We start from the raw sequence: 18,689 nt of genomic DNA on the forward strand, positions 1-18,689 counted from the left end.
CCATGCCTGGCCATCGCTCCCCGTCGGTGACTCGCCATAACGACCCACTCCGGTCCGAGCGCAACCTGCCGACCAGCCATGCCTTAGCCGCTCCGAGTTCCTGCCAATCCGACAGTGCTACACCTGCCACGCCGCCGGCCGATCCTCCGCGTCCCACTGATCACGCGAGCTCCACCCATACCGCCCCCGTCCGACTCGGCCCGCCACCTCATGCCGAACCCTGCCGGACCGTAGTGACGAGGCGATCTCCGCGCCTGCCCGCTACACGGTGTGCTGCTGGCAGGCACAGACCAAAAACTTTGTATATGTGACATTGACATAGTTTCCGTGAAGGCGGATACTTGGTATAGGTAACTTGGACAAAGTTTGTGGAGGGGCCATGTACGAGGTCGGGACGCGGGTTCGCTACCACGGCAGCATCGAGCGGCTCCACGGCGTGATCTTCGTTGTCGCCGCTCACGACGCCGAGCGGTACCGGCTCACCGGCCCCTACAGCCTGACCAGCGTCCGCCACGCCAGCATCACCCCGATCGACGAGCCCGCCCTCCGCCCGGTGCTGGCGGAGGCGATCGCCGCCGAACACCCGGTGATGATCACCTACGTGGCGGGGGGCGGCGAGTGGACCACCCGCACGATCGAGCCCTACGAACTCACCGAGACGGCACGCGGCCACGTGATCGTTCGGGCTATGGACCGGCGCAGCGGCGATCCCCGCTCATTCCGAGTGGACCGCATCCAGAACCTCGACGTCCTGCCGGGCGGCAGCTTCCTGCTCGACCACTTTGGTCTAGACCCGGCTCGTGCGGCGCTCGCCCGCATCCGCGCCGAGATCCGCCAGATTCACCCCGACGGATACGGCGAGGCCCGCTGGACCCCCGGAGACCCCATCCTGTGACCCCCTGCCGGGCGGCAGGGGGCCGCCCGGCCCGACCCCCGGAAGGGACAGTCATGGCACTCGATGTCAACCAGCAGTTCTACGACCAGCGCCGCGCGCAGATGGAACGCTTCGGGTCCACCCGCCGCGCCGACGGGACCTGGACCGGAGCGGGCTTCGACGCCTACGAGGTGATCGGCCGCGACGGCCTGGACACCACAACCGGGCAGGCCGCTCTCTACACCACCACCCCCGCCTGGCACGGCCTCGGCAACGTCATCCCCGACGGCATCTGCGACATCGCGCAGGTGCTCCGCCTCGGCGGCATCGACTTCGAGGTCGAACGCCGCGAGGTCCGCTACAGCTTCATGACCGACCAGGAGGACACCCCGACGCTCCGCACCGCGCCGGACCACTTCGTCACCGTCCGCACCGACACCGGCGGCGCGCTCGGCGTGGTCGGCAGCAAGTACGTCCCGATCCAGAACCACGAGATCTTCCAGTTCCTGGAGGACCTCGTCAACGACCACGGCGTGATCTGGGAATCCGCCGGAGCACTGCGCGGCGGCCGGAAGGTCTTCGTCTCCCTGCGGCTCCCCGAGACGGTCACCATCGACGCCGAGGGCATCCACGACGAGATCGTGCCGTTCCTCGTCATGGTCAACAGCCACGACGCCAGCTCACAGGCCCAGGTCGTGGCCACCCCATGGCGGCCGGTGTGCGCCAACACCGAGCGGTGCGCCGTCCGCGACGCCTACAGCCGCTTCGGCGTGCGGCACACCTCCGGCGCGCTGGACCGGATCGCCGAGGCCCGCCGCGCCCTCGGCCTGACCGTGGCCTACTACCAGGAGTGGGCCACCGAGGAGACCCTCCTCGCACAGACCACGATCACGCTGGACGAGTTCGACCGGCTGATCACCGGCCTGTGGCCGGTGGGGGAGGACGCCACCACCCGCACCGTCAACATGGCCGCACGCCGCCGCGACACCCTGATCGGCATGTTCGAGGGCGAGGCGGGACGGCTCGGACGCACCGCCTACGCCGCCGAACGCTCCATCACCGACTACCTCGACCACGTCGCCCCGCGCCGCCCCGGCCGCACCATGACCGAGGAGATCGCCCGCGCCACCGCCCTGATCGAGGGCACCGACGACAACGACAAGACCAAGACCCACCAGCGCCTCATGACGCTGGCCCGCCGCTGACCACTCCACCGGGGCGGCCCGATCAGGGGACGGGCCGCCCCACCCTCCCGCAGGAGTGCCCGATGCCTATCACCGACGACTCCCGTCCCACGGGCACGATCGCCGTCCGGCTCAACGCCGAGGAGACCGTCACGCTCCTGGACATCGTCGCCCTGGCCCATGCCCGCGCCAGCGCCTCGGGCCGCTACCAAGACGCCACCCACCTGGCCGCCATCACCCGCAAGCTCGACTCGCTCGGGCCCTGCCCCACCGGGGTCACCGTGTACGCCGCTCCACCGCCCACCACCACGGAAGGCCGACCATGACCGAGGACCCGCACGCCGACCACGGCGACGTCACCCTCAGCCTCGCTGAGCAGCTGCCCGACGGCGGGCTGCTCTACCAGTCCTGGCCCATCTGCGCCTGCACCCTGGAAGCGCTGCGCGCCCGCCTCGGACCGCCCCGCCACCAGAGCCTGGCCACCCGCGAGCAGGTCGAGACGACCGGCCGCGCCATTCTGAGCGTCGACAGCGGCCTGAAGATGGGTGAGGGACTATGACGGACACCCGGCATCTGGTCGTCACCGTCGAGCTCGACGGCCGCCGGGTCCGGCTCGGCCACGCCACCGGCGGCCGGCTCGGCGCCGACCTCATCGCCGCGATAGACCCCGCCCTCGGCCCACGGGCCGAGCCATGCGGCTGCGACACCCCGCCGAACCTGTCCGACAACTGCCGCGGCGGCGCCTGCGGCATGTGCATCGGCTACGCCGACGGCCAGCTGCTCGTGTGCGACCACGACTGCCACCCGATCGAGGAGATCGCCCGGCTCAAGCCCGCCCAAGAGCCGCCCGACCCGAGCTACTTGGAGCGGTGGATGGTCCACTGGCGCGAGCGCGCGCTAAAGGCCGAGGCCCGCGTCGCCGGCGCCCACGCCCAGGCCGTCGACGCCCGCCGCCGCGAGCTCGCCGAGGCCACGCGGTGGCGGGACTGCGCGATCCACGCCGGGACGATCACCGAGCTGCAGACCCATGTCGACCGGCTCAACGGTGTCATGGACGCCTACGAGCAGCTGCGCATCGGCGTGATCGGCCTGCACTGGCAGCTCGGCAAGGACCAGGGCGCCATCGACGCCGCCGCGCTGGACCGTCACCTGAAGAAGTTGGTCAACGCCTGCAACCGCGGCCTGGAGAAGGCCACGGCGCGCAGCCGCGCCCTGGAAGAGCGGACGTGAACGGCCCCCTGGAGGCGATCGTCGCCGACCCGGCCGATGACGAACTGCTCGACGACCTCGCCCGCCGCTACCTCGCCTACCAGTACCGTCCGGGCACGCGGCCCGAGGATCTCCTCCTGGAGAGGCTCGGGCCCGTCCTGGTCCGGCTCCGCCTCGCCGAGGCGCGCGAGACGCGTAGCCTCCAGGAGAGCCTGGCCGAGCACCAGGACCTCCTCGACCTGAAGGCCGAGCTGGCCGCGATCACCGACTCCCTGCGCGAGGTCCGCGCGCAGCGAGACGCCCTGCTCGCGCTGGTCGGCGTATCCGACCTTCGCCGCACAGTGCTGATCCACGAGCTGGTCACCGAGGCGGACCTGTGGCGCGCGCAGGCGTACGCCGAGGCCGACAAGGTCGCCGAACTCCGCGACGAGGTCCATCGGCTACGCGCGGAGCTCCAGGTTCTGCAACGGCAGAACACGAGCCCCACGTGATCGGCGGCACCGCAACGGTCCATAATCCTTGTCATGGTCACCGCGACAAGCACCGGCCCATGACAGGCGATGACGCTGGCGCCGAGCCCACCCGGCGCCTCGCCGACCCCCAGGCGGAATGGTGGACGACCGAGGACGTCGCCGCCTACCTCGACGTGGCACAGACCACCGTCTGGGTCTACCGCCAGCGCGGCAAGAAGGGCGACGCCAGCGGCCTGCCCGACGAGGACGAGCTCGTCGTCCGCACCCCCCGCTGGCGGCCGAACACCATCATCGTGTGGGCCAAGAACCGCCCCGGCCGCGGCACCGGCGGCGGCCGGCCCCGGAAGGACCAGCCTCGTGCGCCCTGACCCGGCACTCGACGACGACATACTCCCCGACTGGCGCGGAAGCTCGGATGCGGCCCGGTGGACCCCGCCCCCGCGCGAGGAATGGGAGGAGCTGAGGCCCCTGCTCATCCGGCGCGTGGTCGACGCCCTCGGCCTGGACGAGCAGACCGCCGGCGAGCAGCTCGACGACATCCACGCCCGGGACGGCGAGAGCCCGTATATCGAGCTCATCGTGCGCCTGGCCGCCACGCTGCCGGTCAACGGCCCCAACGTCCAAGCCGTGATCAACCACATCGACAGGGTGGCCTGCGCCCCGGAGGAGCGTCTCCTGGCCATCGCAGAGCTCGGCCGCGCCGTGGCCCCCGCCGTGGCCCAGTTCGTACTGGCCGAGCAGCATCCGCATGGCGGCCAAGGTCGAGGAATAGAGGACCGATGAGTCACCGCGTCACCGTGTACGTGCTCGCCGTCTTCGACGGCGTCTTCGGCGCGCCCGACATGGCACAACTGGCGATCCGCGGGACGAACGCCTCGGTGCGGGTCCCCGCCGCGAGGGTCGCCGAGGACGCCGGAATACCGGTAAGCGAGTTGCCGGGGCGGGAATTCACCGCGCTTTTGACCATGGGGATCAAAGGAGATGAGTATTCCGATTTCCGGCTGGTAAACGACCCGCGCACATAACGCGGATCTGTCCGCCGGGATACGGAAAACGTCGGTACAGCCGGTTATTCTTGAATCGTTGGAAATGGGGCAGGCAACCCCACCACCGAGAAAAGGAGACCCCGTGTTCTTCGATGAAACCCCCCGGCTGGTCGAATTCGTCGCCAACTGGGCGCACACCCTCACCCACTGCGCCAAGGTTCTCGCGCGGATCGGTATCCACGTCGTCGGCGACGGTGAGCTTCAGGACGTACGCCAGTCGATGATCGTCGCACTTGACGAGATCGACAACCGGCCCATCTCTGACGAGATCCGGAGCGCGATCTGGGCGTTGACCCTGCGCTGGCTCGCCGCCGGAGACCTGATCGTCAGCTACGCCGAGAACGGCGCGGAGTTCCGTGAGGCGATCATCCTCGACGCGCTCGGCCAGGTCGAGATGCTGGTGACCATCGCCTCCGGGCTGCTCGACCAGCGCGATGCGATGAACTGACCAGCACACCGAGCCCCCGCCCAAGGCGGGGGCTTTCGCGTGGGGACCGGCGGGGCGGCCGAGGCCGCAGGCAACCCGCCGGCCGTGGCCCACCGAGAAGGGGACCGCAGCCCAGTCTATGGAGTCGCCCGTCTGTGGCGCCCGAGCTTCATACCGAATCGCCCGATAACCGGGATTCTGTCACTACGTATCTCTATGATCCGGCCATGAACGACCCAGATCGGGCCTTGCAAGCCCTCGTAACGATCATCGACCGCGATCCATCGCGGTCGATCGGCCTCACGCTGACCGTCAACGGCGCGGTCCTCACCGGCGTCCTCGTGTCCGTCGAGGAGTACGCCAACAACGTCGTGCAGGACATCCGCCACACCTACAAGTTCCTCGACTACGACCAGGAGGACTACAACACCCTCTTCGCGCAGCTCGGCGCGAATGCTCAGAAGCAGCGCGAGCAGCGTGAGGCGGCAAACTGGGTCGCCGGGGGAAATGGCAATCTCAAGCTCGACCTTCCTGAGTTCCTGCACCTGCGTGACGGATTCACCCTGACCGGCGACCGTTTGCCGACGGGTGAAGGCGCCTGGTGGCGAATCCGGCTGGCCGACGTCACCGCCTGGACCCCCGTGTCCATGGGAATGCGCAAGAGGTAGGTCGCCGGCGAAGCCTCGCGGCCCTCACCGCACAGACTTCCTCCCGGAGCCCTCTTATGCAACGGCCTCTCCCACGAGGGGCCGTTTTCCATACGGGAAAGGGGGAAAGGCCGACTTCCTTCGGCTGGCTTGGCCTTAGTCTCGATTCATGACCCCTGCCGAGGAGGTGTCCGGCTTCGTCGCCGAACTGAAACCCCTCATCGACCAACTGCGCGAGTTGCTGCCCGAGCAGGTCGCTGACGCCACCCGGGGATCCGTCCAGCACCACAAGATCACCGGGTCGCCGGCACCCTGGCACCCCGAGGCCGGCCCTGTGCTGATGACGATCCACGCGGGCGTACGGCAGCTGGAGCAGGACCTCCGCTACCGCGTCACCGGCCACACCGGCGAGCGCGGCGGATCCGACGGCAACACCACGGCGGCGCTCGACGCGATCGTCAAGCTCGTGTACGGGGTACCTGAGGATGTCGCCCGGGACGCTCGCCGCCGCCTGGAGGGCTGGATCGAGCAGAGCCAGGAGATCCGCGACATCGGGGAGTCCGAGACATGGATCCCGATCCGCGTGCCCCGCGGGGACCTGCCGCCCGGCTGCCCGTACTGCAAAACGTACTCGTTGCGGCTGGCCACGCAGTCCGGTCGCGTCGCCTGCATGAACGCCAAGTGCACCGACTCCAACGGCAACCGGCCGAAGGGCATGGTCGACAAGAACTACATCAATGGTGACGCTGTCGTGGCATGGGCCGACGGGCGCACCATCTACTACAAAGCTGCCGCGTGAACGGCAGGCCGAGGTAGGCTTATGGGGCTACAATGCCCGATATGTCGATCGCTGATTTTGCTGATGACGGCGACTACAGCAACCTTTCGCCTGCCCAGCGTGCTGCTCTTCAGGCCGTGGGGAAGCATGTAGCTCAGGCGATCCAGCCGAGTGTCCAGGCTGTCATGGGGCAGATTGGACGCCAACTCGCGGAAGTCAACGAGCAGGCGGTGAAGTCCCTTGCTCAGGCGATCGGCAGCTCTGAGATGTTTCGTCAGATTCGGGAAATCGGCGAAGCCTTGCAGAAGACGCGGCTTGCGATGCCGGATCTCGGGCAACTAGGTCGCGCCGGAACAGCCTTTGCAAAGCTTGGACCTGCCGGACCGGATTATGCAAAATTCGGACCCGCGCTACCGGTACCTCCCCCCCTGGACTTGCCAGACCTCACCGGTGCCTACCGGCTGATGACTCAAAATCCGGGACCGCCACCTGAAGCCCGGTCATTTGTCGAGGTAGTGAACCAGGCGGATGCAGACGTCATAGGGAAAGCAGCCGAGGAGATCCTCACTACGCCAGAGCTACGGCAAGCGATTGAGGAGGTTGTCGACGAGCTACCCGCAGAAACCGAAGAACAGGCCGTGAGCCTCGGGTGGGCACTCTGCCTTGCCGTCTTCTGGGGCATGACGATTCCGATTCCCTATGCTGTCGCCTTGGACTCGAAGGTTCATCCGATCCTGGACAGCGCCATGACTTCGCTGGCCCTTGCAGTGGCTGTCACGGGGCTCTACCTGGCGTATGGGCGGTCCTCGAAGGACTGATGGCTCAGGATGGACCTGTGGACGCCTGGACCGTCGCTGAGGCTGCCGAGCAACTCGATCCGCACATGTGCCCGGAGGAGATCCGTGCGATGATCGCCGTCCTCGGGATCAAGCCATGTGGGAGCAGACGAACAGGCACGCGCGGTCGACCCTGCCCAACTTATGATGCGACGGCGCTGCAGGTGGCACACGCCGTGGTGATGCGCGGCCGTGTTGACCTTGGAACATTTTCAGCCGCATAATTCGTGTCAGGAGAGGTGTCTGTGAAGCCCGGTCAAACCGGGCTTTTCGCGTCTTAGGGGGCGCGGCTTGCCCACCAAGCCCTCCTCGCGCTGCCCTGAATGCCACCATCTGCACAGGGGAACGGGCACGTGCAACGCCTGCCGCATGCGAGCCCGGGCTCAGCGCCGGCCAGGACTCAGCGCAGACCAGATGCGCAGAGCTGCGACCGTACGGGCATGGCGCGCCCGCTACGGAAACTGGTGCCCCGGATACGGCGTGCCCGCCCACCCAGCACGCGACCTCACCGCCGACCACATCACAGCCGTGGCCGCAGGCGGGCGTGAGGACGGTCCGCTCACCGTGCTGTGCGTCTCCTGCAACGCGAGGAAAGGAACACGGCCCACCTGACCGCGTTTCCGCAGGTCAGAGGCCCCCCGGGGTACTTTCCCAGGTCAGAGGCCCTATGCCATGACCGCGCCCTAGGTGCATTTTTTGCGGCTCAACTCCGGAGCCCCCTCTTGATCGTGAGGAGCTGATGATGGCCGCTCCCAAGCCCAAGCCGCCGGCGCTGAAGCTGATCGAGGGCCGCGCGCCGGGCCGGGACTCGGGCGGCCGGTCGGTGAAGCCGTCGCCGGGGTTCGTGCGCCTGCCTCCGGATGCGCCGGACTGGTTGCCTGAGGAGGCGCGAGCGGAGTGGGAGCGGGTGGTGCCGGAGCTCGCGCGGCTCCAGCTCACCAAGCCGGTGGACCGGGCCGCGCTCACGGCGTACGTGCTGACGTGGGACCGGCTGGTGCGCGCGCAGAAGGAGATGCTCGCCGACGGCGGGTCGGTGCTCGGCAGGAACAGCCAGGGCCGGGTGCGGCATCCGGCGGTCGCGGTGATCGAGGCCGCGTCGAAGGAACTCAGGAGCTGGTGCGCCGAGTTCGGGTTCACGCCGTCCGCTGAGAACCGCCTGAGCACCCCGGAGGCGGACGATGGCGAGGAAGACAACCCGTTCGCCTGAGGTCCAGCTTCCGCCGCAGGAGGAGCTGAAGCGGCTCAAGCTGTCGCCCGAGGTCGCGCACTACCTGATCACGAGGGGCATCCCGCTCCCGACCTGCCCTCCGCTGTTCAAGACACCCGAGCCCGGCGAGCTACTGGCCACGGCGCGGTTCGACGGCGAGCGCGTCGACAAGGTGATCGCCGCGTTCCGCCGGTTGCGGCACACCCAGGGCCAGTGGGCGGGCCGGCCGCTGAATCCGGATCCCTGGCAGGTGGCCTACATCCTGGCGCCGGTTTTCGGGTGGGTGAAGCGGAATCGGGCCCGGCGGTGGGTGCGGGTCGTCCGGGTGCTGTACGTCGAGGTGCCCCGCAAGAACGGGAAGACGACGACGTGCGGCGGGATCGCGATCTATCTGACGGCGGCCGATGGCGAGCAGGGTGCCCAGGTGGTCGCGGCGGCGACGACGGCGGATCAGGCGAACTTCGTGTTCGCCCCGATCAAGCAGATCGCGGAGCGGTCGCCGGCGCTGAAGCCATACGTGAAGGCCCTCGCCAAGAAGATCATTCATAAGGCGACTGGGTCGTACTTCGCCGTGGTGTCTTCGGCGGCCGATGCCCAGCACGGCGCGAACATCCACGGCGCGGTGGTCGACGAGCTCCACCTGCACAAGTCGCCGGAGCTGGTCGAGGCGATCGAGACGGGCACCGGCTCACGTGAGCAGCCGCTCGTCGCGAAGATCACCACGGCGGACGACGGCAAGCCGAACACCATCTACGCGCGGACGCGCAAGCGCATCGAGGAGCTCGCGCGGCGCGTCATCAAGCATCCGGCCACCTACGGCGTGGTGTTCGCCGCGGCCGAGTCCGAGGAGCATCTGCGCGAGCTCGGACTGGACCCGTTCGGCACCGAGGCGATGCGGCGGGCCAACCCCGGGTTCGGGATCTCGCCGACCCAGGAGTACCTGGAGACCAAGGCGAGCGAGGCTCGCCAGGACCCGGCGGCGCTCGCGACGTACCTGCGGCTGCATCTGGGGATCCGGACCAAGCAGGTCACCAAGTACATCGCTCTGTCGGACTGGGACACCTCGGCGGGACTGGTCGATGAGGCGGCCCTGGCCGGCCGGAGGGCGCACGGCGGCCTGGACCTCAGCAATGTCGAGGACATCACGGCCTTGTGCTGGGTCTTCCCGGAGGCGGGCGGGGACTCCTACCAGGTGGTGTGGCGGTTCTGGCTTCCCGAGGACCAGTTGAAGGTCTTGAACAAGCGAACCGCCGGCTCGGCTGAGGTCTGGGCCCGTGAGGGCTGGTTGAAGCTGACCCCGGGCAACGTGATCGACAATGACGCGATCGTCAAGCAGATCGACGAGGACGCCCAGAAGTTCCGGGTCGTGACGGTGGGCTATGACCGGTGGGGCGCCACCGATGTGGTGCGCCGGCTCGGGGACGGCGGCTTGACGTGCGTGCCCATCTCACAGGGCATCGCGTCCATGAACGAGCCGCTGAAGAGCACGCTGCGCCTGGTCAAGGGCGGCCGGTTGCTACACGGCGGGAACCCGGTCATGCGGTGGATGGTCGACAACCTCGCCGTGGTCAGCGACTCCTCGGGGAACGTGAAGCCGGACAAGGCCAACAGCGGAGACAAGATCGACGGCGTCTCGGCCCTGATGAACGCGCTGAAGGAAGCCATGGCCGTACAGGAGGCCGAGAAGGCGCCGCCGGCGACCGCGCCGGCCCCGCCGCCGGGCGATGACCGCAACCTGTGGAGGCCGTCGGAGCGGCTGACCATCTGACCATCTGAGGAGGACCCCCGATGATCGTGTCTTTCCGCCTGCCGCGGATCTCCCTCGGCACGGCCTCCAACCTGGTGGGCCTGCTCGGCCTGGCCGCCATCGCCGTGGCGGTCGGCGGGCTGACGGGGTCGGCGTGGTGGGCGGTCCTTGTGGGCGGAGTGGAGGCGCTCGGGGTCGCCTACCTGGCCGGGATCAGCGCGCAGGCCGCCGAGCCGATTCGAGGTCAGGCTGAGCCTGACCTTCCGCGCCGGGCTACCGCGAAGGCGGCCTGAACCCCGTGACCCGCGCCGGAACCCCTGACAGGCTCGTGAGGCCGCGATGAGGTCGATCTTCGTGCCGCCGCGGCGCGCGGTCGAAGCCACCCCGGCACAGCTGGTGGCATCGGGGGCCTCGGGCGGGTACGGCACAGACCCGGTCGACGGCGATTACGGATGGCGGCGCGCGGGCACCGCGGGGCGCGAGGTGCCGTATTGGACCCAGGAGCGCGCCCGCCAGTACTCGGTGGCGGCCTACCGCACCAACCCCATGGCGCGGGCCGTGATCGACACCTACACCGCGTTCTGCGTGGGGGACAAGGGCGTCACCTTCCAGGCGAACAACCCCGCGGTCCGCGGCGTGGTCGAGGAGTTCTGGAGCGACCCGCGCAACAACCTCGCGGGCATTCAGGAGATCTTCCTGCGCGATCAGCTGATCATGGGGGAGACGCTCCTGGAGCTCATGCGCGGCCAGACCTCGGGCGTGGTGCGGTACTCGCCGGTGGACACCACCGGCGTCACGGACGTGACCCTCGTGGCGGGCAACCCGCTGTGGCCCGACGAGGTCGTGATCGGCCTGGCGGACGGCACCGAGAAGCGGCTGAAGGTTGCCGCGGTCGACGACGGCACCGGGCTGCGCGACGGGGCGGCGCAATGGTGGACGCCGTTCAAGACGTTGATCACCGACCGGCGCAGCATGCCGTTCATGATGCCGATCCTCGACTGGCTGGACAGCTACGACAACGTCCTGTCCAACCTGATCGACCGCACCGCGCTCGGTCGCTACCTGGTGTGGGACGTCACCGTGAGCGGCGGCCAGACCGAGGTGGATGAGTTCATCGCCGCCCGGGGTGGCACCCACGTGCCCCGGTCGGGGTCGGTCGAGGTGCACAACGAGTCGGTCACCTGGGAGGCCAAGACCGCCAACACCGGCAGCTACGAGGACACCAACGCCGCGCGCAACGTGCTCACCCTGGTGTCGGCGGGTGCCGGGCTCGCCAAGACGTGGCTGGCCGAGCCGGAGGACGCCAACCGCGCCACCTCGCTGACCATGGCCGAGCCGGTGCGCCGGCGCGTGCAGGGTGTCCAGCGGCAGTGGCTGGGCTACCAGACCGAGCTGACGCGGTACGCGGTGGACCGGGCCGTGGCCGCGCGCCGGCTCCCGCGCACGGTGCAGGCGTCCGACCCGCGCACGGGAGAGACCTACCAGATCCCGGCGGCCATGGCGGTGACGGTGACCGGGCCCGAGGTGGCCGCGGCCGATGCCGAGCTGACGGCCAACGTCCTGCTCAACCTGTCCACCGGCCTGGAGAAGCTCGTGGCATCCGGCGTGCTGACCCGCGAGGCCGCCGGCGTCGCCGCGAGGAAGGCGTGGGAGGACTTCGTCGGCGTCCCCTACTCGGCCGACCTCGGCACACCGGACGCCAACCCCGGTGACATCGCCACGGCGGTGGACGACGCCAAGAGCCCGAAACTAGGCCGCCTCGCGGTCGTGGGAGGAGCAGCGAATGACGACGCGTGAGGAAGCCGCCCGCGCGATGGGCGTCGCGCCGCGCGAGGTTAACTCCGTCACCGACACCCAGGACGGCGCCGTGGCGCTGATGGCCAGCGGCGCGCGCCGCCTCATCGGCGATGACGGCTACTACGCCCTCGACGACCACGCCGACAACGCCCACCTGCGCCGGGCCGAGCTGACGGAACCGGACATCGGGGGTCCGGATGCCGACGGCCAGGACGACGCACCCGAACAGGTGCCGGACGGCACCGTCGAGCAGGTCATGACCTGGGTCGGTGAGGACGCCGGGCGTGCGCGGGCCGCACTGGAGGCCGAGGAATCCCGGCCGAGCCCGCGCAAGAGCCTGATCACCCGGCTGGAGGAACTGCTGTGACGTACACGACGCACGGTCATTGGATCGGCGCTGGCCCGCCCATCGAGCCCAGCCCGCAGCTCGTCGCCCGGTGCGGCGGGCCGGGGGTCTGTGGGCAGTGCAACCAGGAGGCGGCAACCGCCGCGTTCCATGGCAGCAACTTCCCCGCCAGCATGCCGGTGTGCCCGACCTGCGGTCAGACCGTCATGAGCGTCGTCCGGGTCACCGAGTCGACGTCGGCGCCGGAACGACCCGCGACCGAAGCGATGATCGACGGCGCCCGGTCGTTCGACGACATCCGCGAGCTCGTCCGCCGGGCCCTGCGCGAGCGGCTGCGCTCGGCGCTCGGCTCCGACGTCTACGTCTGGGTGTACATCTCCGACCTCACCACGACCGCCGTGGTGTACGCAGCCGGGGATGACGACCTGTACCAGTGCGACTACATGATCGACGCCGCCGGCGAGGTGACGCTCGGCGACCCGGTCAAGGTGGTCCGCACCTACGCTCCCTCGCCCGCCGGCGCGCCCGCCGCCGAGCCGGACGACGGCGCGGCCGAGCTCGTGGAGACCGACCGTGTCGCGGCCCGCGCCGACGCCCGGGTCATCGAGGCCAAGGGCAGCACGCCGGACGGCGGGCGGATTTACCGGGTGCGGATGATCGAGGCGGGCGACTCCAAGAACGGCCGACGCTACCCGCAGGCCGTGCTGGCGGCAGCCGCCGCTCGGTACGAGGGTGCGAAGGCGTACGACCGGCACCGGGACCTGGCCGAGCTCAAGAGCGGCACGATCGTCGGTTTGGTCGGAGCGTACCGGTCCGTCGAGGCGGCCGACGATGGCCTGTACGCCGACCTGCACCTGCTCCCGTCCGCCACGCACGCCGCCGAGGCCCTTGATGCCGCGCTCGCCGGTCAGGCCGAGGGCCTGGACCCGCTCATCGGTCTCAGCCACGACGTCTACGCGACGTTCAAATCGGTCACCGAGAACGGCGTGCAGCTGCAGGAAGCCACCGCCATCACGAAGGTCAACTCGGTCGACCTGGTCTCGGACCCGGCGGCCGGAGGCAAGGCGTCGCGGGTCGTCGCGAACGTCGACCCCACCGAAACGGGCGCGGAGCCCGACGAAGCAAAGGAGGCACCCGTGCCCGCAACCAAGGAGGAAATCCTCGCCGCGTTCAAGGACGCGACCGACGAGGAGCTCGCGGCGGTCGGCCTGGCCAAGGCCGCCACCACCGAGACCACCACGCCCACGCCGCCCGCGCCGCCCAAGCAGGAGGAGCAGAAGGCCGTCGAGGTCGCCCAGCCCAAGGGCAGCTTCCTCGGGCAGCTACTCATCCGGTCCAAGGTCGAGGACGCCGGCCTGCCCGCCTCGGCGGTCGAGGCGGTCGCCGCGGCCCTGCCCGACATGGTGACCGAGAGCGCGGTGGACGCGCAGATCGCCACGGTGAAGTCGGGCCTGGCGATCCTGGAGCGCGCCTCCCTCACCCCGACGGTGACGGTGAAGGTGACACAGGAGGACCGCGACAAGAAGGTCGCGGCGCTGGACTCGTTCTTCTCGGGGAACTTCTCCGAGGGCTTCAACAGCTTCCGGCAGGCGTTCGTCGAAATCACCGGCCGCCAGCCGAAGAGCTGGGACGAGGACTTCTCGCGCACGATGCTCCGCGAGTCCTTCGGCGGCGGCTTCGACTCGGGATTCCGGGCCGAGGAGTCGCTCGACTCCGGCTCGTGGGCGCAGGTGCTCGGCGACTCGATCACCCGGCGCATGATGGCGATGTACCAGCTGCCGAACCTGCAGTCCTGGCGGCGGGTCGTCTCCAGCATCGTGCCGGTGAACGACTTCCGCACCCAGCGGATCGGCCGGATCGGCGGCTACGGATCCCTGCCGGTCGTCAACGAAGGCGCGCCGTACCAGCCCCTCACCTCTCCCGGGGACGAGGAGGCCACCTACGCGATCAACAAGAAGGGTGGCACGGAGGATCTGACCCTGGAGATGATCGCCAACGACGACGTGCGGAAGATCTCCCAGATCCCCACCAAGCTCGGCCGGGCGGCGGCGCAGACCCTGCTCCGGTTCGTCTGGGGCTTCCTGTCCACCAACGCGACCTGCACCTACGACGGCACCGCGCTGTTCCACGCCAGCCACGGCAACAACATCACCACCTCGGTGCTGTCGCAGTCCGCGCTCACCGTCGCCCGCAGGCGGATGCGCGAGCAGGTCGCCTACGGCGACCCCAACGAGGTCCTCGACAACACTCCGCGCCTGCTCATCGTCCCCTCCGCGCTGGAGGAGCTCGCCTGGACGCTGGTGACCTCCGCGGTGTCGGTCGGCGCCGCCACCACCGACGCCGAGCTGTCGCGCACGGCGCCGAACCTGCACCAGAGCATGGAGTTTCTCGTGCTGTCGTTCCTGACCGACCCCTCGGACTGGTTCCTGTCGGCCGACCCGCAGGCCGTGCCGACCTTGGAGATCGGCTTCTACCTCGGCCGCCAGGACCCGGAGCTGTTCACGCAGGCCGACGCCACCTCAGGGTCGATGTTCAACGCCGACAAGATGACGCTGAAGATCCGCCACATCTACTCCGGCACGATCCTGGACCACCGCGGCCTGTACGCCGGCTACGGCGTCGCCTGACCTTCGACCATCACGACCACCAGGAGCACATCGTGACGCAGCTCAAGGAGCTCAGCGGCGACCTGATCTTCCCGATCCCCGTCCCCGGCCAGTCGACCGCCGCCACACCGGATGAGTTCACGGGGATCATCGCCCCGTTCAACATGAAGATCACCGCCGTGCGGTGGATCCCCAAGGGGGCCGTCACCGCCAACGGCACCAACTACTTCACCCTCACCCTGCGCAACCGCAAGGCCGACGCCTCCGGCACCGCGCAGCCGGCCACCCGCTCCTACGCCGCCACCAACAGCTCGGCCCTGGTGCCAGAGTCCATGACCCTGTCCGCCACGGCCGCGGACCTGAACATCGCGGCCGGGGACCACCTCACCGTCGAGAAGCTCGTCACCGCGTCGGGGCTGGCGATGCCCGCCGGCACCGTCCAGGTGTACGCGCAGGCCCGATGATGGCGCTGGTCCGCCCAGTCCCGCTGACCGGCTCCGACCAGCCCGTCAGCGCGACCCCGGCCATCTACCGCGGGTTCACCGTCCGCGAGACCGCCGGCGCCACGGCCGTGGTGCGGATCTTCGACCACGCCTCCGCGGCCTCAGGCACGGTCCTGGAGGAGATCACGCTCGCGGCGAACGGGTCGGCCCGCGAGCTGTACGGAGCCGGCTTGTTGACCACGAACGGCATCTACGTCCAGATCGTCTCCGGGGCTGTGTCCGGCAGCATCAGGATCGGCTGAGGAAGGAAACACGTGAGCGACATCGCACGTGCCGTCGAAGGAGTGGCGGTCGGCGTGGGCACCGCGCTGACCGACGCACTCCATGGCACCACACGCTGGCTGGTCGAGCGATGGGACGCCGAGCAGACAACCTGGGTTCGGCGCCGCTCGGGCCTGGCTGCGCCGGCGGGCGCCGACTTCGCCCGGCTCGGAGTTAGGCCGTACGCCACCTCGGAGGTGATGGGCAACCTCATCACCAACAACGGCTGGACGCGCCTGATGAACCTGCTGACCAACCAGGGCGGCACGCAGGCCCTGGACGCCACGCACGTGCGCATCGGCGTGGGCAACTCCAACACGGCCGAGGCGTACACCGACACCGACCTCGCCGCGGCGGCGGGCGCCTCGAACCGCTACTTCCAGCCGGTGTCCGGCGCGGGCACGCTCGGCACCAGGACGTTGAGCTTCGCGGCCACGTTCGGCACGGCCGACGGCAACTTCGCCTGGAATGAGTTCGGGCTCGACATCACCTCGGGCACGGCGGCGGGCGGCACTACCGTGGGCGCGACGCTGTTCAACAGGAAAGCCGGTATCGCGCAGGGCACCAAGGCGTCCGGCCAGACCTGGACGGCCACGGCCACCCTGACCTTCACCTAAGCGGGAGGGGAGCATGGCCTACCTCGACCAGGCCGCGCTGGCCGCCGACGCCAACTTCCAACTGAAGATCAAAGTAGGGATCGCCACGGCGGCCGTCCAGATCGCCGGCGAGGACAAGGCGAGCCTGTCCGACGCGGTCTACACCAAGCGGCAGGCCCTGGCGACCAGCGTGCTGCTCGAAAGCCCTCGCTGGGTCGAGCGCTTCGCATGGGCCGTGGCGTCGAACGCCGCCGTCACCAGCGGCTCATCGGACTCCGACATCCAATTCACGATCAACGCGCAATGGAATGATCTCGCCGGTGTGACCGGGCTGGACTAGCCGGTGGCCGCGCCGACGTTCGTCGACGAGGTCGAAGGGCCCTCGTGGACGACCCTGACCACCAGCAAGGTCTCCTCCTCGATCGGCGCCCTGGCAGGTGACCGGCTGGTCGTCGTAGCGGTCACGGCCGACGCCGGGACCACGCTGACCGGCATCTCTGGCGGGTCGCTGACGTGGACGTTGCAGCAGTCGGTCGCGGTGAGCCAGTACTGCACGGTGTACGCCTGGACGGCGACCGTGGACGCCGACAAGACGATGAGCGTCACCGTGACGGCGTCCAACGCGCTGAACCAGTGGGGCCTGTCGATGTCGCGGTTCCGCGACTCCGACGGGTTCGGCGTGAGCAGCAAGACCAACGTCTCCTCCGGTGCGCCGTCGCTGGCGTTGACCACGACGCAGGACAACTCCGCGATCGTGGTCATCTCGGCCGACTGGAGCGCCACATCCGGTACCTCAAGGGTCTGGCGCACGATCAACACGATCACGCCGACCTTGGCCAACGGACTGGAGCGGGTCTACCAGCTGTCGTCCGGCCAGTACACCGCCTACTCGGCCTACTGGCCGGACTCGGGGACCGCCGGAGCGAAGACCACGGGCCTGAGCGCGCCGTCCGGACAGAAGTACGCGATCATCGCGCTGGAAGTCCTTGGCACCGCCTCCACCGCCAAACCGCTGGCGGACAGTGGTTCGGCCGCTGAGGTGTTGCCCGTCTCGGCATCCAACGCGCCCGAGGACACGGGCAACACCACCGAGGCACTGTCCGCGGCGGCAGCGGCCTCGCCCGGCGACGTGGGCTCCGCGGGCGATCTCCTGACGGCGGCCGTCTCCACGGCCCTGGCCGACACCGGCGGCGCCGACGACGCCGCCACGGTGGCCAGGGTGACCGGACTGCCGGACACTGCCGCAGCCGCGGACGCTGTCGGGGCAACCGGCATCACAGGGCTTTCCGACGCGGGCACCTCAGCCGAGGCGCTGACGCTCCAGGCCGCCGGAGCCGTCGCAGACACCGCTTCGGCGGGCGAGCTCCTCACACCAGCGGTGGCCGCGCCGGTTGGCGACCTCGGCACGGTGGGCGAGGCTCTGGCCGCCTCCGCGGCCGTACCGCTCGCCGACATGGGCGCGGCCGGGGACGACTCCTCGACCGGGACGCCGAAGCCCCTCGCCGACGCCGCAACTGGTGGCGAGGGCCTGGCGGTCGCCGCGGCGGCGGTGCTGCACCTGTCGGCGGCGGGTGCCGAGAGCCTCACGGCCAGCGCAACGGCGACACTGAGCGATGGCGCCACCGCGGCCGACGACGCGAGCACGGGAACGCCGAAGCCTCTGACCGACGGCGTGACAGCCGCCGAGACGCTGACGGCCTCCTCGGTCACCACCCTGCCCGAGGCCGGGGCCGCGACCGACGCACCCTCGGTCATCACGACGCTCCTGCTCACCGATATGGGCTCGGCGGTGGACGCGGCCTCGCTCGGCACCGCGCCCGTGTTGCCGGATGCGGGTACCAGTGCTGAGGCGATGATCGCCTCCGCGCAGGTGCCGCTCCTGGACGCGGCGGTGATGGCGGAACTCGCGGCCATTGCGGCTGCCACGCCGCTCGGCGACAGCGGATCCGCAGGGGAAGCGCTCGGCGCCCGGATGCCGGTCCTGCTGGGCGACGGTGGGGTAGGCGCCGACGCGCTCGTGGGGGCGGCGCTGAAGGTGTTCCTGGAGGCGTTCAGCAGCGGTGCTGTGGTGCGTCCGGGCCTGGATGCGGGTGTGACGGTCCTGGCCAGCATGGAGGAGGCCGGCACAGTGGTGTCGGGCCTGGAAACCTAA

The 18,689-nt window shown here is 69.5% G+C and carries 24 protein-coding genes; all 24 read left to right on the forward strand.

Translation table 11 applies throughout. The features are described 5' to 3' along the window. Window positions 1-379 precede the first annotated feature (379 nt). The 24 genes from BJ982_RS20395 (at window position 380) to BJ982_RS20510 (ending at window position 18,689) form a co-directional block, all read left to right on the forward strand. A complete protein-coding gene (locus BJ982_RS20395; RefSeq protein WP_184882399.1) occupies window positions 380-895 on the forward strand; it encodes a helix-turn-helix transcriptional regulator in 516 nt (171 codons plus the stop codon). A gap of 53 nt (window positions 896-948) precedes the next feature. Then, window positions 949-2,079 (forward strand): TIGR03299 family phage/plasmid-derived protein, encoded by a 1,131-nt coding sequence (locus tag BJ982_RS20400; RefSeq protein WP_184882401.1) that lies wholly within the window; start codon window positions 949-951, stop codon window positions 2,077-2,079. Between the two features lie 62 nt (window positions 2,080-2,141). Next, the gene (locus BJ982_RS20405) at window positions 2,142-2,384 is read left to right on the forward strand and encodes a hypothetical protein (RefSeq protein WP_184882403.1); all 243 of its coding nucleotides are present in this window, start codon (window positions 2,142-2,144) and stop codon (window positions 2,382-2,384) included. Further along, window positions 2,381-2,617 (forward strand): hypothetical protein, encoded by a 237-nt coding sequence (locus BJ982_RS20410; RefSeq protein WP_184882405.1) that lies wholly within the window; start codon window positions 2,381-2,383, stop codon window positions 2,615-2,617. Before BJ982_RS20405 ends, BJ982_RS20410 begins: the two co-directional genes overlap by 4 nt. Then, window positions 2,614-3,288 carry a hypothetical protein gene (locus BJ982_RS20415; protein WP_184882407.1) on the forward strand — a complete coding sequence of 225 codons (675 nt, stop codon included), beginning with the start codon at window positions 2,614-2,616 and terminating at the stop codon, window positions 3,286-3,288. Before BJ982_RS20410 ends, BJ982_RS20415 begins: the two co-directional genes overlap by 4 nt. Further along, entirely contained in the window at window positions 3,285-3,758 is a 474-nt protein-coding gene (locus BJ982_RS20420) for a hypothetical protein (protein WP_184882409.1), read from the forward strand. Before BJ982_RS20415 ends, BJ982_RS20420 begins: the two co-directional genes overlap by 4 nt. A gap of 59 nt (window positions 3,759-3,817) precedes the next feature. After that, window positions 3,818-4,108 (forward strand): helix-turn-helix domain-containing protein, encoded by a 291-nt coding sequence (locus BJ982_RS20425; protein ID WP_184882411.1) that lies wholly within the window; start codon window positions 3,818-3,820, stop codon window positions 4,106-4,108. Continuing rightward, the gene (locus tag BJ982_RS20430; RefSeq protein WP_184882413.1) at window positions 4,098-4,523 is read left to right on the forward strand and encodes a hypothetical protein; all 426 of its coding nucleotides are present in this window, start codon (window positions 4,098-4,100) and stop codon (window positions 4,521-4,523) included. Before BJ982_RS20425 ends, BJ982_RS20430 begins: the two co-directional genes overlap by 11 nt. Continuing rightward, window positions 4,520-4,765 (forward strand): hypothetical protein, encoded by a 246-nt coding sequence (locus tag BJ982_RS20435; protein WP_184882415.1) that lies wholly within the window; start codon window positions 4,520-4,522, stop codon window positions 4,763-4,765. Before BJ982_RS20430 ends, BJ982_RS20435 begins: the two co-directional genes overlap by 4 nt. A gap of 103 nt (window positions 4,766-4,868) precedes the next feature. Beyond that, a complete protein-coding gene (locus tag BJ982_RS20440) occupies window positions 4,869-5,234 on the forward strand; it encodes a hypothetical protein (protein WP_184882417.1) in 366 nt (121 codons plus the stop codon). Between the two features lie 206 nt (window positions 5,235-5,440). Further along, window positions 5,441-5,881, forward strand: a complete 441-nt coding sequence (locus BJ982_RS20445; protein WP_184882419.1) for a GvpU-like protein — start codon at window positions 5,441-5,443, stop codon at window positions 5,879-5,881. Between the two features lie 148 nt (window positions 5,882-6,029). Then, window positions 6,030-6,659, forward strand: a complete 630-nt coding sequence (locus BJ982_RS20450; RefSeq protein ID WP_184882421.1) for a hypothetical protein — start codon at window positions 6,030-6,032, stop codon at window positions 6,657-6,659. Between the two features lie 41 nt (window positions 6,660-6,700). Beyond that, window positions 6,701-7,456 (forward strand): hypothetical protein, encoded by a 756-nt coding sequence (locus tag BJ982_RS20455; protein WP_184882423.1) that lies wholly within the window; start codon window positions 6,701-6,703, stop codon window positions 7,454-7,456. A 757-nt stretch (window positions 7,457-8,213) separates the two neighbouring features. Next, window positions 8,214-8,681 carry a phage terminase small subunit P27 family gene (locus BJ982_RS20460; RefSeq protein WP_203959388.1) on the forward strand — a complete coding sequence of 156 codons (468 nt, stop codon included), beginning with the start codon at window positions 8,214-8,216 and terminating at the stop codon, window positions 8,679-8,681. Beyond that, window positions 8,653-10,449, forward strand: coding sequence for a terminase large subunit (locus tag BJ982_RS20465; protein WP_184882425.1), 1,797 nt, complete (start codon window positions 8,653-8,655; stop codon window positions 10,447-10,449). Before BJ982_RS20460 ends, BJ982_RS20465 begins: the two co-directional genes overlap by 29 nt. A gap of 20 nt (window positions 10,450-10,469) precedes the next feature. Continuing rightward, on the forward strand, window positions 10,470-10,721 hold the full coding sequence (locus tag BJ982_RS20470; RefSeq protein ID WP_184882427.1) for a hypothetical protein: 252 nt from the start codon (window positions 10,470-10,472) through the stop codon (window positions 10,719-10,721). Between the two features lie 46 nt (window positions 10,722-10,767). Further along, window positions 10,768-12,225, forward strand: coding sequence for a hypothetical protein (locus tag BJ982_RS20475; protein ID WP_184882429.1), 1,458 nt, complete (start codon window positions 10,768-10,770; stop codon window positions 12,223-12,225). Then, window positions 12,212-12,592, forward strand: coding sequence for a hypothetical protein (locus BJ982_RS20480; protein WP_184882431.1), 381 nt, complete (start codon window positions 12,212-12,214; stop codon window positions 12,590-12,592). The genes BJ982_RS20475 and BJ982_RS20480 overlap by 14 nt, the downstream gene beginning before the upstream one ends. Beyond that, window positions 12,589-15,198, forward strand: a complete 2,610-nt coding sequence (locus tag BJ982_RS20485; protein ID WP_221482352.1) for a phage major capsid protein — start codon at window positions 12,589-12,591, stop codon at window positions 15,196-15,198. Before BJ982_RS20480 ends, BJ982_RS20485 begins: the two co-directional genes overlap by 4 nt. A 32-nt stretch (window positions 15,199-15,230) precedes the next feature. Further along, a complete protein-coding gene (locus BJ982_RS20490) occupies window positions 15,231-15,641 on the forward strand; it encodes a hypothetical protein (RefSeq protein ID WP_184882433.1) in 411 nt (136 codons plus the stop codon). After that, window positions 15,638-15,922 carry a hypothetical protein gene (locus BJ982_RS20495; protein ID WP_184882436.1) on the forward strand — a complete coding sequence of 95 codons (285 nt, stop codon included), beginning with the start codon at window positions 15,638-15,640 and terminating at the stop codon, window positions 15,920-15,922. The genes BJ982_RS20490 and BJ982_RS20495 overlap by 4 nt, the downstream gene beginning before the upstream one ends. A 12-nt stretch (window positions 15,923-15,934) precedes the next feature. Beyond that, window positions 15,935-16,558: a hypothetical protein gene (locus tag BJ982_RS20500; protein WP_184882438.1), complete on the forward strand. Its 624-nt coding sequence runs from the start codon at window positions 15,935-15,937 to the stop codon at window positions 16,556-16,558. Window positions 16,559-16,571: 13 nt separating this feature from the next. Beyond that, window positions 16,572-16,877, forward strand: coding sequence for a hypothetical protein (locus BJ982_RS20505; protein ID WP_184882440.1), 306 nt, complete (start codon window positions 16,572-16,574; stop codon window positions 16,875-16,877). A 3-nt stretch (window positions 16,878-16,880) separates the two neighbouring features. Beyond that, window positions 16,881-18,689, forward strand: coding sequence for a hypothetical protein (locus BJ982_RS20510; protein WP_184882442.1), 1,809 nt, complete (start codon window positions 16,881-16,883; stop codon window positions 18,687-18,689).

The sequence above is a fragment of the Sphaerisporangium siamense genome, from assembly GCF_014205275.1.
Lineage (GTDB): Bacteria > Actinomycetota > Actinomycetes > Streptosporangiales > Streptosporangiaceae > Sphaerisporangium > Sphaerisporangium siamense.